The organism is Micromonospora sp. RV43 (genome assembly GCF_001029515.1).
Lineage (GTDB): Bacteria > Actinomycetota > Actinomycetes > Mycobacteriales > Micromonosporaceae > Micromonospora > Micromonospora aurantiaca.
In genome coordinates this window covers 1-12,529 of record NZ_LEKG01000018.1, presented here as the reverse complement: position 1 = coordinate 12,529, position 12,529 = coordinate 1, and the positions used below count along the sequence as shown (strand labels likewise).

The following is a 12,529-nucleotide window of genomic DNA, read 5'->3' as shown; positions in this document are numbered from 1 at the left end:
ACCCGCATGGACGAACGTAAATCCTCGGCGCGAAGATCGCAGCCCGGCGGCGGCGGTCACCCCGGCGGCGGGCCGGCGACCAGCCGCCAGTACTGCCGCTTGCCCTCGTCGCGGACCACCACGCCGAGCCGGGCCAGTTCCCCGTGCAGCTCCCGGGTCTCGGCGTCGTGGCCGCCGTCGAGCGCCCGCTGCCGGGCGCGCAGCAGGGCGTCCGCGCCGGACGGCAGGCCGGGCAGTCCTTCCACCCACCGCCGGTACGCGTCCCGGTGCGGGTCCTGCCCGGTCCACGGCCAGCCCTGCCGGGTGAACGCCTCCCGCAGCCGCTCGGCGTCCAGGTCGGACTTCTCCCGGGCCAGCTCGCCACCGGCGGTGTCCAGCAGCACCAGCGCCTTGCCGTCGACGAACACCCCCGCAACGTCGGCGCGCGCCAGATCCCGCCCGTGCCCGTCGCGGTGCAGCCGTACCGTCCGGTGCCCGACCGTGACGGTCAGCCGCTCGCGGACCGCCACCACCGCCAGGAACAGGCCGCCGAGCAGGCCCACCCCGGCCCCGATCGGGTACGCCCGATCGTCCGGCCACCGGTCGAGCAACTCGAACAGGCCCTGGAACGGGAACCAGGCCAGCCCGGCGATCCAGCCGGACACCGCGGTCAGCCCGGCGCCCAGCCCCGCCCCGAGCAGCGGGAACCCCGCCCACATCAGCACCAGCTCGCCGCGTCCGCCGTCGACCACGACGTCCTCGCCGGGTTGCCGTGCGGTCACTGTCAGGACACCTCCCGGCGCATGGTGCGGACCAGGCCGGCGACCAGTGGCAGGAGCACCCAGACGGCGAGTGAGACGCCGAGCCGGCCCCACTGCCCGCCGTTCATCTCGGCGCCGAGCAGCGGCTCCATCGTGTACGAGGTGTCCAGCCAGCGGGCCGGCTCACGCAGCGCGGAGATCATCGCGGCGAGCAGGCTCCACACGGTGGGCAGCAGCAGGTAGGTGACGATCGCCAGCGGCGTGTTCAGCAGCAGCAGGCCGAAGGCGGCGCCCATCAGCACGCTCGCCACCTGGAACACGGCCGCGTGCGGCAGCAGTTGCCAGTCGAACGTCCAGGCGCCCGCCCCGCCGCTGGCGCGGGCGGCGAGCGTGCCGGCGGCGGCGACGGCCAGGCTGACGAGCACCGAGGCGAGCGCGGCGAGCACCACCGCTGCGAGTTTGGCGACGATCACCCGCTCGCGGCGGGGCACCAGCGCGAACGTGGTGAGCGCGCTGCGCTGCGACCACTCGCCGGTGATGGAGAGGATGCCGAGCACCGGCAGCAGCAGCCCGACCGGCAGCAGCGACGGCGTGAAGAAGGCGGTGAACGTCTGGTCCGGCGCGTCGACGACGAACAGTTGCACCACCACGATCGCGGCGGCGATCAGCCCGATCGTGATCAGCAGCCAGCGTCCGGCCCGGGTGTCGGCGAGCTTGCGCAGCTCCACGGCGGTCAGCCGGGCCAGCGAGGGACCGGCGACGGCCGGCTCGTGCCGCGGCCGGGCGGTCGGAACGGCAGTCGTGGTCATCGGACGGCCTCCTTGGTCGACGCGCCGGCGGTGAGGGTGAGGAAGAGCTGCTCCAGGCCGCCGCTGCCGGCCGGGCGCAGTTCGGTGAGGACCAGTCCGGCGTCCGCCGCGGCCTGACCGACCTGGCCCGGCTCGGCCCGGACCACGAAGCCGCCGTCGGTGCCGGCGGTGGCGGGCAGCGCGGCCCGGTCCAGCGTCAGGCGCAGGGCGTGCGGGTCGCGGGCGCGCACGAGCGTGCCGGCACCGGCGAGCAGTTCGTCCTTGCCGCCCTGGGCGACCACCCGGCCGCCGCCGATCACCACCAGCCGGTCGGCCACCGCCTCCACCTCGCGCAGCAGGTGCGAGGAGAGCAGCACCGTGCCGCCCCGGTCGGCGAAGTCGCGCAGCAGGCCGCGCATCCAGAAGATCCCCTCCGGGTCGAGGCCGTTGGCCGGCTCGTCCAGGATCAGGACCCGGGGGTCGCCCAGCAGCGCCAGAGCCAGGCCGAGCCGCTGCCGCATGCCCAGGGAGTACGCGCCGACGCGGCGCCGGGCCGCGGTGTCGTTCAGCCCGACCTGGTCGAGTACCGCCGCCACCCGCCCCCGGTCCACGCCCATGGTCCGGGCGGCGAGCGTGAGCGTCTCCCGCCCGGTGCGCCCGCCGTGCTGCGCCGAGGCGTCGAGCAGCACGCCGATCTCCCGTCCCGGGTTGGGCAGGTGCCGGTACGGGCGTCCGCCGACTGTGGCGCCGCCCGAGGTGGGCGGCGTCATCCCGCAGATCATCCGCATCGTGGTGGACTTCCCGGCGCCGTTCGGCCCGAGGAAACCGGTCACGGAACCCGGTTCGCACCGGAACGTGACGTCCTCGACGGCTGTGTGCGGACCGTACCGCTTGGTGAGCTGGTCGACTTCGATCATGCCGTCGAGCCTGCCGGGGCCACCCGGTCACGCGCTGCGGCCGGCGGTCTGCGCCGCCGTCGACCTCGGTTCACCGCAGGCGTCGACTTTGGTAGCTGGTAGCCGGTCCGGAGGGCTTCCTAGCATGGACGGGTGACCAGTGCCGCCGTACCCGATCATCCCTGGCTCCTGCCGGGCTCCCTGGTGCCCGCCCGAGCCGCCCGGCGGACGCCGCGGGACTGGTTCGTGGACGGCGTGCTGTTCGTGGCCTCGCTGCTCTGGGTGCTGATCGCGCACGGCGACGTGACCAGCGCCACCCCGGAGTTCGGCCTCAACGCCGGTCCGGCCTGGCTGGAGGAGGTCGACCTGCTCGTCGGCCTGCTCGTCAGCGGCGCGCTCTGGCTGCGCCGGCGCTGGCCGGTCGGGCTCGCGGTGGCGACCGCGCCGCTGGCGCTCTTCTCGGTCACCGGCGGTGTCGCGCTGCTGGTCATCGTGTTCACCGTGCTGGTGCACCGGCCGCTGCCGGTGGGCCTGGCGCTGGTGGCCTGGCAACTGTTGAGCCTGCCGGTCTACCTCGCGGTCCGGCCCGACCCGACGCTGCCGGTCTGGGCCTCCGCCGTGTGGACCGGGCTGTTCATCTGCGTGGTGGTGGCGTGGGCGTTGTTCGTCCGCGCCCGCCGCCAGCTCGTGCTGTCCCTGCGGGACCGGGCCGAGCGGGCCGAGGCCGAGCAGCAGCTCCGGCTCGACCAGGCCCGGCAGCTCGAACGCGGCCGGATCGCCCGGGAGATGCACGACGTGCTCGCCCACCGGATCTCCCTGCTCAGCCTGCACGCGGGCGCGCTGGAGTTCCGGCCGGACGCGTCGCCGGAGGAGGTGGCGCGGGCGGCCGGGGTGATCCGGGCCAGCGCGCACGCCGCGCTCCAGGACCTGCGCGAGGTGATCGGCGTGCTGCGGGCCGAGGTCGGCTCCGAGGCCACGCCGGAACGGCCGCAGCCCACGCTGGCCGACGTGCCCGCGCTGGTCGCCGAGAGCCGCGACGCCGGGGTACGGGTCACCGTGGTCGACGAGGTGATCGAGCCGGAGGCGGTGCCCGCGGCGATCGGGCGCAGCGCGTACCGGATCGTGCAGGAAGGGCTGACCAACGCCCGCAAGCACGCGCCCGGCGCGGTGGTCACGGTCCGGCTGGCGGGCGGCCCGGGGGACGGGCTGGCGGTGGAGATCCACAACCCGTGGCCGGTCGGCGCGTCGCCCACCGCCATTCCCGGCGCCGGCACCGGGCTGGTCGGGATCGCGGAACGGGTCACGCTCGCCGGTGGCCGCCTCGAACACGGGCGGGACGCCGACGGCGGTTTCCGGCTGACCGCCTGGCTGCCCTGGGCGGCCCGGTGAGCGCGCCGGTGCGGGTGCTGATCGTCGACGACGATCCGCTGGTCCGCGGCGCGCTGTCGATGATCCTCGGCGGCGTACCCGACCTGGCGGTGGTCGGCGAGGCCACCGACGGCGCCGAGGTGCCGGCGGCGGTCGCCGCGTACGCCCCGGACGTGGTGCTGATGGACATCCGCATGCCCCGGGTCGACGGGCTGGCCGCCACCGAGGCGCTGCGGGCCACCCCGGAACCGCCCGAGGTGCTGGTGCTCACCACGTTCGACGCCGACGAGCAGGTGCTGCGGGCGCTGCGTGCCGGGGCGAGCGGCTTCCTGCTCAAGGACACCCCGCCGGCCGAGATCGTGGCGGCGGTACGCCGGGTCGCGGCGGGGGAGGCGACGCTGTCCCCGGCGGTGACCCGCAAGCTCATCGCGCACGTCACCGGCACCGCGCCGGTGGCGAGCCCGGACCCGAAGCGGGAGCGGGCGGTACGGCTGCTCGACGGCCTCTCCGAGCGGGAGCGGGAGGTCGCGGTGCTGCTCGGCCGGGGCCGGACCAACGCGGAGATCTCCGCCGAGTTGTTCATGAGCGTGGCGACCGTGAAGGCGTACGTGTCGCGCCTGCTGACGAAGCTCGACCTGAACAACCGCGTGCAGGTGGCCCTGCTGGTCCAGGACGCCGGCCTGGTCTGACGCGCAGGACGGCCCGGACGAGCAGTGCTCATGCGAGGACGTCGCCGGGTGGGCAAGTCCCGCCTCGTGGAGGAGTTCGTCGAGCGTACGGGCGTACCTCACCTCTTCTTCACCGCCTCGGCGCAACCCACACCCGCCGCCGACCTGCGGCTCTTCGTTGCGGCGGCGGCCGGCTCGACACTTCCCGGAGCGGGTCTGTTCGCCGGGCAGGCACCGGCCACCTGGGACGCGGCACTCACCCTCCTCGCCGCCGCGCTGCCCGCGGACCAGACCAGCGTCGTCGTGCTCGACGAGATGCCCTACCTCATCGCCACCGATCCAGGTTTCGAGGGCACCCTCCAGAAGGTCTTCGACCGGGAGTTGTCCCGTAGGCCGGTCCTGCTGATCTGCGTCGGCTCGGACCTGGCGATGATGGAGGCGCTCAACGACTACGGTCGGCCGTTCCACCAACGCGCGACCGAAATGGTCGTGCCGCCGCTGAGCCCCGGCGACGTGGGCGAGATGCTCCAGCTGCCGTCGGCGGATGCCATCGATGCGTACCTCGTCACCGGCGGCCTGCCGCTCGTCCTCGACGACTGGGCCCCCGGCGAGACCGTGGGCGACTACCTCGCCAAGGCTGTCCCGGATCCCACGTCCGCACTGATCGTCAGCGGGGAACGGGCCTTCGCTGCCGAGTTTCCGCCGCAGTCCCAGCCGGGCGTGGTGCTGCGCGCCATCGGCTCCGGGGAGCGCACCGCCTCCTCCATCGCGCGGGCCGCCGGCGGAATCCCGCAGGCTTCGCTGCACCGCGCGCTCCGACTGCTGGCTGACAAACGGATCGTGGAGGCCACCCTCCCGCTGTCCACCCGTCCTTCGCGCGAGACCCGGTACGTGGTCGCCGATCCGTTTCTCCGCTTCTGGCTCGCCTTCCTCGATCCCTACCTCGCCGAGATCGAGCGCGGCAGAGGGGATCTGACCCTCGCCCGCATCCACTCGTCCTGGACCTCATGGCGGGGACGTGCGGTCGAGCCGGTGATCCGGGAGTCGCTGCGCCGGCTGCCGCCGGGGCACCTGCCGTTCGAGACGGCGGTGGTGGGCGGGTACTGGACGCGTATCAACGGTCCCGAGATCGACCTGGTCGGCGGTGACCGTAGCCCGGTGGCCAAGCGGATCACGTTCGTGGGCTCGGTCAAGTGGCTGGAGAACGGCGCGTTCGACGGTCACGACCTGGCCCGGCTGCTTCACCACCGCGCCCAGCTACCGGGCGCCGACGACCAGACGCCGGTCGTCGCGGTGTGCGCAGTGGCCGTGCGGTTGACGGTGTCACGGCGATCGGGCCGGCCGAACTGCTCGCCGCGTGGCGGGATTGAACTGCTGCCGTTTCCCGGCCGTACCAGTGGTCGAGGATGTGGTGCGGCCGTTCCGCCGCACCGCTGCCGAGCTGCGGGAGGCCTGCCGTGCGAGTTGGTGAGCAGTCGACGGATCCCATCGACCAGATCCTGGGCGAGGTGCCGGTACCGGCACCGTTGACCCCCGAGGACGTCCGCCTCGCGGTCAGGGCGGTGGTGGTGCACGCCGCCGAGGAGTGGCCCGCGGGGCCGAAGTGCCGCAACGACGGCTCGTCGTTCCCCTGCCGGTTGCATCGCTGGGGCCGGCGCGTGTTGGAGACACACGGTCTCAACGACCGTCAGATCGACGCGCTGATCCGGCACGGCAACCCGTTCGTGCACGTACCCTTCCCGTTCGTGCTGACCGGCCCGTCCGGCGCCCGTCCGGCCGCCGGCCAGGCCGGACGTCCGGTGCCGGGACAGCCGGCGCGGGCGGTGCCGGGTCAGGCCGTCCGCCCGGCCGCCGCGGCTCAGGCGGCGCGCGGTCCGGTCCCGCGGGTCGCCGCGCCGCCGGTCCGGCCCGGTCTGCGGCCCGTCGCCGCCCGGTCGGCTCCCACCGCCCGGCCCCGCTGGCCCCGGGCGAGCTGACTCCCACCGCCCGGTTCCGGGCGGACCGCCTGCCTCCGGGCCACCGGCCCGGGGTGAGCTGACGCCCGGCGCCCGGTTCCGGTCGCGTCCACGCCCCGTCGCGGAGCGGCGTCGGTCGTGCCGGAGCATGCCGACGGCGGCCCGGCCGGGGAGCCCCCACCCCCGTGCCGGGCCGCCGTCACCGCGTTACTCGACCCCGCAGTCCGGGGCGGACCAGTCCCTGGTGTTGGGCACCTTGTCCCGGTTGTTCTCCCGCCGCGAGTCCACGTGCGTGTGGTCGTCGTGGTCCGGGTAGCCGGGGCCGTAGATGCCGCTGAAGCCCTGGTCGCGGGCGGAACGGGCGATGTCGCAGAGGCTGCGGTGCTTGGCGATCAGGTCGGCCGCGTTGCCGTAGAGGTGCTGGCTGTCCGCGGCGCCGCCGACCTGCCGGTTGCAGGCGATGCTGCGGAAACCGCTGGTCACGTAGAGCGGCTTGTCGCCGAGGCTGCGCCGCAGCGCCTCCAGCTTCCACATGGTGCGCAGCGCGTTCTCCCGGGTGGCCGACGACGAGAGCGGGCCACCGGCCCACCCGCCCTTGCCGCAGCCGTTGTCCAGCTCGGCGTAGCTGAAGTGCTTCGGCGTGCAGTCGCTGTCCTTCTGCAGGTCGTAGATCTTGGCGAACGTCTTCGGTCCGGCCACGCCGTCGGCCCGCAGCCCGTACGCGGCCTGGAAGCGCTTGACAGCGGCGGCCGTCTCCGGGCCGTACACGCCGTCGACCCGGACGATGCCGCCGTACGCGGCCCAGCCGGCCACCCGGATCTGGAGCTGCCGTACGTCGGAGCCGGACTGTCCCTGGGACAGCATGCGGTTCCAGGTGTAGCAGCCGTCGGCGTGGGCCGGTGGCGCGGCCACGACGGTCGCCACGGCGGCCCCGGGCAGGGCCAGCGCGAACGCGACCGCCGCCCGCTTCAGGGTGTTGACGCGCACAGAGTCCTCCCGATGTCAGAGCGGAACTGGGGTTGGACGGGCACATCGACCGGTACGTCCCGTCTCTCTCACCGTGACAGGTGAGAGGATTCTTCGTGGTGATTAGCCGAAATTGTTCTCACATCGGGCGGTTGCTGGATATCGGCTGTGAATAGTGCCTGTTTGCGAACGCGCCGCCGGGTGTCGCCCGTCGGAGGTGGGCGGTAACGTCTGCTCCCGGACCCGGGCGGCGACCTCGACGGGCGGGGAGGTGGGCGTTGGCGCGTGGCGGCGTGTTCTGCGTCGAGGGGCAGTGGCACCGCGACCTCAACGAACGAGGATCCGTCCTGCCCACGCTCGACCTGCTCGAACGGCTCGGCCGCATCCGCTACATCCACAAGGACGCGGCCACCCGCGACGAGCTGTTCTACTTCGTCGACAGGTGGCTGCTCAAGCAGTACGCGGATCACCGGGTGGGCTTCTTCGCCATGCACGGCGAGCCGAGCCGGCTCTGCCTCACCGACTGGGACTCGGTCGAGCTGTCGGACGTGGCCGAGCGGATGGCCGGCCGCTGCGAGGGCCGCCGCCTCTACTTCGGCAGCTGCTCGGTGCTGCGCGCCTCCGACGCCACGCTGCGCGAGTTCCTCGACGTCACCGGCGCGGCGCTGATCTGCGGCTTCACCCGCGAGGTCGACTGGGTCGAGTCGGCCGCCTTCGAGACGGTGCTGCTCGACGTGCTCGCCAACGGTCAGCGCCACAACGCCGCCGAGGTGCGGATGCGCTCGGCACACTGGGCGCCGCTCGCCGCGTACCTCGGTTTCCGGGTGATCTACGCCAACGGCCGTGCCTGGCGGCCCTCGGCCCGCCCGCGCGTGCCGGAGCAGGTCCCGGCGCAGCGGGCCGCCGGGCGTCCGCGCTGAGATCGACCGGCCGGCCTGGTAGAACCGAGGGCATGGCACGCAGCATCGCGAAGAACACCCGGGTCGACCGGGACGCCCTGATCGAGTTCCTCCGCCCCCGCCACCACGTCGTGCTCATGACCACCCGCTCCGACGGGCGCCCGCAGTCCTCCCCGGTGGCGTGCGGCGTGGACGCCGAGGGCCGCCTGGTCATCTCCACCTATCCCGAACGCGCCAAGGTCGCCAACATCCGCCGCGACCCGCGCGTCTCCGCGTGCGTGCTCTCCGACGACTGGAACGGCCCGTGGGTGCAGGTCGACGGCGTGGCCGAGGTGCTCGACCTGCCCGAGGCGCTGGAGCCGCTCGTCGAGTACTTCCGCAGCATCTCCGGCGAGCACCCGGACTGGGACGAGTACCGGTCGGCGATGGTCGCCCAGGGCAAGTCACTGATCCGCGTCACGATCGAGTCCTGGGGTCCGATCGCCACCGGCGGCTTCCCCGCCCGGCTGGCCGACTGAAGCAGTACGCGCCGGATCAGTACGCGACGGTGAAGCGGGCGTTGCCGAACCGGGGATTCTCGATCTCGTCGACGATCGCCACCGCCAGGTCCTCGTAGGTGAGCACCGACCGGCCCTGCGCGTCGGTCACCGGCTGGTCGGTGCCGGTGCGGTAGTGCCCGGTCCGCTCACCCGGGTGGAACTCCAGCGGCGGCGGCGAGACGTACGTCCAGGTCACCCCGTCCGCGCTGGTGCGGTAGAACTCCAGCGCGTCGGCCTGGCCGTGCGCCGAGTCCCGGTACTCCTCCGGGAAGTCCGGCTCGTCCAGGTAACGGGTGCCCTTCGGCGTGAGCAGCGTCGAGCCGCCGCCGACATGGATCACCCGAGGTGGGTCGGGCAACTCACGCAGCGTGTCGACCAGCGTCCGCGCGGCGTCGCGCCACAACTCGCGCTCGCCGCCGCCGATGGCCACCACCAGCACGTCCGCATCCTCGGCCAATTCGCGTACGCTCCGCGCCGAGGTGGCGTCGCCGGTCACCGTGCGTACGCCGGGGGGTAGATAGCCGACCGCCTCCGGACGCCGCACCGCCGCTGTCACCCGATGCCCCCGCTCGACCGCCTCAGCCGCGATCCGCGAGCCCGCCGTCCCGCCGGCGCCGAACACGACGATGTCGCTCATGCCTCACAGGCTAGGCAGCCCACAGGCGGGCGGCGGGAGTTCCGCCGAACCGGCTCAGTCGACGATCGCCGAGTAGACGAGCTGGCGCAACTGGCTGCGCAGCGGGTACGTGCTCGACGGCATCAGCTGGGTGAACAGCAGCGCGGTGACCTCCTCCACCGGGTCCACCCAGAACGCGGTGCTGGCCAGGCCGCCCCAGTAGAACTCGCCGACGCTGCTCGGCACCCGCGACGGCACCGGGTCCAGCACCACCGCGAAGCCCAGCCCGAAGCCGATCCCGTCGAGGATCGTCTCGGCGAAGCCCTCCGGCGAGAACGAGGCCAGATCCCGGTTGCCCGGCAGATGGTTGCGGGTCATGAAGCGCACCGTGCGCGGGCCGAGCAGGCGGACCCCGTCCAGCTCGCCGCCGCGCAGCAGGAACTGGGTGAACCGGTGGTAGTCGGCCGCCGTGGAGACCAGCCCGCCGCCGCCGGAGTGCCAGGTCGGCTCCGCCAGCGCGGCCCGGCCCACTACGTCGGCGCGTACCGCCTGGCCGGTGGCCGGGTGCGGGGCGTAGAGGGCGGCCAGGCGCTTGGAGTCCGCCGCGTCCACCCACCAGCGGGTGTCCGTCATGCCCAGCGGGCCCAGGATGCGCTCGGCGAAGAACGCGTCCAGCGACTGCCCGGAGATCACCTCGACCAGGCGGCCCAGCACGTCGGTGGAGACGCCGTAGTTCCAGCTCGTGCCCGGCTGGAACAGCAGCGGCAGCCGGGCCAGCCCGGCCGAGGCCGCCGCCAGGTCCGCGCCCGCCGGCACGCCCAGGTCGAAGCCGGCCGCCCGGTACAGGCCGTCGACCACCGAGACCTGGGCGAAGCCGTACGTCAGGCCGGCCGTGTGGGTGAGCAGGTGCCAGATCCGGATCGGCTCGACCGCCGGCACGGTGTACGGCTTGAGCACCGAACCCCGGTCGTAGACGCGTACGTCGGCGAACTCCGGCAGCCAGCGGCTGACCGGGTCGTTCAGCTCGAACCGGCCCTCCTCCCAGAGCATCATCGCCGCGACCGAGGTGATCGGCTTGGTCATCGAGTAGATGCGCCACAGCGTGTCCGCCTCGACCGGCGTACCGGCCTCCCGGTCCCGCAGCCCGTACGTCGAGGAGTGGGCGACCTCGCCCCGGCGGCTGACGACGATCTGCCAGCCGGCGAGCCGGCCGTCGTCGACGTACCGGGCGAAGTGCTCGTCGATCCGCCCCAGCCGGGCGGAATCGAAGCCGACGTGGCCGGGATCGGTGCTCACCGTGACACTCACGACGCGAACCTACCCGCAGGTACCTCGGCCCCGGAAGTGTCATTAGGGTCGGTGGCATGCCCGAGCCGGTCGAGGACGTCACCTACCGCCAGCAGGACTGGTACGCCGAGGAGCTGGCCGACCGGCACTTCGTGCGATGCGAGTTCTTCCACGTCGACCTGACCGAGGCGGTCAGCCGGGGCGCTGTCTTCACCGACTGCGTGTTCGGCAACGTGGCGTTCAACGCCTCCCGGCACACCGACTCGGCGTTCACCAGGTGCTCGTTCAGCAAGTGCAACCTCTTCGAGGCCGAGTTCACCGGCTGCAAGCTGGTCGGCAGCACGTTCGACCGCTGCGACCTGCGCCCGCTGCGGGTCGACCGGGGCGACTGGTCCTTCGTCACGCTCGCCGGCGCCGACCTGCGCGGGGCGCGGATCACCGACGTACGGATGCGGGAGGTCGACCTGACCGGCGCCGACCTGACCGGCGCGACGCTGACCGGCGTGGACCTCTCCGGCGCCCAGTTGCACGCCGCCAAGCTGATCCGGGCCGACCTGCGCGGCAGCGACCTGTCCGCGCTCGACCCGACGGCGGTGCAGCGTTCCGGCGCGCGGATCGACGCCGAGCAGGCGGTGATGCTGGCCCAGGCGCTCGGTTTCCAGGTGGGCTGAGTCCGCTGGGAAATGTGCCGCGGGTTGTCAGGTTTTCCGGACACACTCGGGCGTATGACATGGTGGTCCGACCTGGTGGCGGCCGAGCCCGAGTTCGCGACGCGGGTACGCGCCCGCTTCGCGGTCCGCAAGCACGGCACGATGGCGACACTGCGGCGGGACGGCTCGCCGCGGATCAGCGGCACCGAGTTCGACTTCGGTGACGACGGGCAGTTGCGGCTGGGCAGCATGGCCGGCGCGGTCAAGGCGCTCGACCTGCGACGCGATCCCCGGGTGGCGCTGCACAGCCCGACCGAGGACGCCCCGCCGGACGACCCGTCCACCTGGGACGGAGACGCGAAGATCGCCGGCCGGGCGCACGAGGAGCCGCCCGCCGAGGACGGCTCGCACAGTTTCCGGATCGAGCTGACCGAGGTGGTGCTCACCCGGGTGGGCGACCCACCCGACCACCTCGTGATCGAGAGCTGGCACCCCACCCGAGGCCTCGAACGCCGCACCCGCCGCTGACCCGCCGCCCCGCCGGCCCGCTGACACGCGTCGATCATGAAGTTAGCGGCCTTGGATGCCCGTTTTGCCGCCGCCAACTTCATGATCGACCCGACGGTCTCGGGTGGGCGCGGTCCGCCGTGGCTGGGTACGGGAGATCTTGGCACGGAATGGCCCCTGTGGGGGCGGAAATCCTCCAAGATCTGTCCTGCTGGGATGGTCGGCGCCGGGCAGGCGTGGGAATTGCGAGGGCTGATGCCTTCTGCAAGATCGCGTTCTGTGTCATCCTCCCTACGGCGAGCCACGGGGCCGGGCCGCTCGCCGCCGGTGGCCGAGGGAGGGTCGGTGGCTGAGGACGACATCGCGCGTACCGGGATCCGGGTCGGGGGCTGGCTGCCCACACCGGACGACGGGGTCGACGCGCCGGAGCGCCCCGCCGGTCCACGCCGCCTCCCTGGGGACACGGATCCCGCCACGCCCCGGACGGTGAACCCGCCGGACGGCGAGCACCCAGCGGCCGACGCGGACGATCGGGTTTCCGTGGGGGACCTGGAACCGCCGGGTACCGCTGTCTGGCCGCCTCCGCGTACCGGCGGCCCGCCGACTCCCGATCTTCCCGCCGCGGGCCCGCTTCCAGCCAACATGCCCGC

Annotated in this window: 14 protein-coding genes and 1 pseudogene; 9 read left to right on the top strand and 6 right to left on the bottom strand. The window is 73.3% G+C overall.

The window, feature by feature from the left end:
• Nucleotides 1-56: 56 nt before the first annotated feature.
• The 3 genes from ABD52_RS06880 to ABD52_RS06870 are packed head-to-tail and all read right to left on the bottom strand — an operon-like array spanning nucleotide 57 to nucleotide 2,445.
• Nucleotides 57-761, bottom strand: a complete 705-nt coding sequence (locus tag ABD52_RS06880) for a hypothetical protein (protein WP_047891224.1) — start codon at nucleotides 759-761, stop codon at nucleotides 57-59.
• A gap of 2 nt (nucleotides 762-763) precedes the next feature.
• On the bottom strand, nucleotides 764-1,549 hold the full coding sequence (locus ABD52_RS06875) for a hypothetical protein (RefSeq protein ID WP_047891223.1): 786 nt from the start codon (nucleotides 1,547-1,549) through the stop codon (nucleotides 764-766).
• Nucleotides 1,546-2,445, bottom strand: coding sequence for an ABC transporter ATP-binding protein (locus tag ABD52_RS06870; RefSeq protein WP_047891222.1), 900 nt, complete (start codon nucleotides 2,443-2,445; stop codon nucleotides 1,546-1,548). The genes ABD52_RS06875 and ABD52_RS06870 overlap by 4 nt, the downstream gene beginning before the upstream one ends.
• Before the next feature lie 132 nt (nucleotides 2,446-2,577).
• Here ABD52_RS06870 and ABD52_RS06865 point away from each other — a divergent pair, with 132 nt between their 5' ends.
• From ABD52_RS06865 to ABD52_RS06850, 4 genes are read left to right on the top strand one after another with little or no spacing between them, the layout of a single operon-like run.
• Complete coding sequence (locus ABD52_RS06865) at nucleotides 2,578-3,813, top strand: sensor histidine kinase (RefSeq protein WP_047891221.1); 1,236 nt, start codon at nucleotides 2,578-2,580, stop codon at nucleotides 3,811-3,813.
• The gene (locus ABD52_RS06860; protein WP_013284326.1) at nucleotides 3,810-4,481 is read left to right on the top strand and encodes a response regulator transcription factor; all 672 of its coding nucleotides are present in this window, start codon (nucleotides 3,810-3,812) and stop codon (nucleotides 4,479-4,481) included. The genes ABD52_RS06865 and ABD52_RS06860 overlap by 4 nt, the downstream gene beginning before the upstream one ends.
• Nucleotides 4,482-4,511: 30 nt before the next feature.
• Nucleotides 4,512-5,990: a DUF234 domain-containing protein gene (locus tag ABD52_RS06855; RefSeq protein WP_235437385.1), complete on the top strand. Its 1,479-nt coding sequence runs from the start codon at nucleotides 4,512-4,514 to the stop codon at nucleotides 5,988-5,990.
• Nucleotides 5,969-6,436 carry a hypothetical protein gene (locus ABD52_RS06850; protein ID WP_235437384.1) on the top strand — a complete coding sequence of 156 codons (468 nt, stop codon included), beginning with the start codon at nucleotides 5,969-5,971 and terminating at the stop codon, nucleotides 6,434-6,436. The genes ABD52_RS06855 and ABD52_RS06850 overlap by 22 nt, the downstream gene beginning before the upstream one ends.
• Nucleotides 6,437-6,622: 186 nt before the next feature.
• Here ABD52_RS06850 and ABD52_RS06845 read toward each other — a convergent pair whose 3' ends face one another.
• Complete coding sequence (locus ABD52_RS06845; RefSeq protein WP_013474201.1) at nucleotides 6,623-7,402, bottom strand: D-Ala-D-Ala carboxypeptidase family metallohydrolase; 780 nt, start codon at nucleotides 7,400-7,402, stop codon at nucleotides 6,623-6,625.
• Between the two features lie 257 nt (nucleotides 7,403-7,659).
• Between ABD52_RS06845 and ABD52_RS06840 the strand changes: the two genes are divergently transcribed.
• Both ABD52_RS06840 and ABD52_RS06835 read left to right on the top strand, forming a co-directional pair.
• The gene (locus ABD52_RS06840; protein WP_030272928.1) at nucleotides 7,660-8,301 is read left to right on the top strand and encodes a hypothetical protein; all 642 of its coding nucleotides are present in this window, start codon (nucleotides 7,660-7,662) and stop codon (nucleotides 8,299-8,301) included.
• A gap of 32 nt (nucleotides 8,302-8,333) precedes the next feature.
• Nucleotides 8,334-8,798, top strand: coding sequence for a PPOX class F420-dependent oxidoreductase (locus tag ABD52_RS06835; RefSeq protein ID WP_030272926.1), 465 nt, complete (start codon nucleotides 8,334-8,336; stop codon nucleotides 8,796-8,798).
• A 16-nt stretch (nucleotides 8,799-8,814) separates the two neighbouring features.
• Here the strand turns inward: ABD52_RS06835 and ABD52_RS06830 are convergent, their stop codons facing one another.
• Both ABD52_RS06830 and ABD52_RS06825 read right to left on the bottom strand, forming a co-directional pair.
• Nucleotides 8,815-9,456 carry an NAD(P)-dependent oxidoreductase gene (locus tag ABD52_RS06830; RefSeq protein ID WP_013284332.1) on the bottom strand — a complete coding sequence of 214 codons (642 nt, stop codon included), beginning with the start codon at nucleotides 9,454-9,456 and terminating at the stop codon, nucleotides 8,815-8,817.
• A gap of 54 nt (nucleotides 9,457-9,510) precedes the next feature.
• Nucleotides 9,511-10,743: a serine hydrolase gene (locus tag ABD52_RS06825; protein WP_047891220.1), complete on the bottom strand. Its 1,233-nt coding sequence runs from the start codon at nucleotides 10,741-10,743 to the stop codon at nucleotides 9,511-9,513.
• Nucleotides 10,744-10,799: 56 nt separating this feature from the next.
• Between ABD52_RS06825 and ABD52_RS06820 the strand changes: the two genes are divergently transcribed.
• The 3 genes and pseudogenes from ABD52_RS06820 to ABD52_RS40650 all read left to right on the top strand — a co-directional run.
• Nucleotides 10,800-11,393, top strand: a complete 594-nt coding sequence (locus ABD52_RS06820) for a pentapeptide repeat-containing protein (RefSeq protein WP_013284334.1) — start codon at nucleotides 10,800-10,802, stop codon at nucleotides 11,391-11,393.
• Nucleotides 11,394-11,447: 54 nt separating this feature from the next.
• On the top strand, nucleotides 11,448-11,900 hold the full coding sequence (locus ABD52_RS06815) for a pyridoxamine 5'-phosphate oxidase family protein (protein ID WP_047891219.1): 453 nt from the start codon (nucleotides 11,448-11,450) through the stop codon (nucleotides 11,898-11,900).
• Between the two features lie 324 nt (nucleotides 11,901-12,224).
• Nucleotides 12,225-12,529, top strand: a pseudogene (locus ABD52_RS40650) (hypothetical protein); the annotation flags it as partial.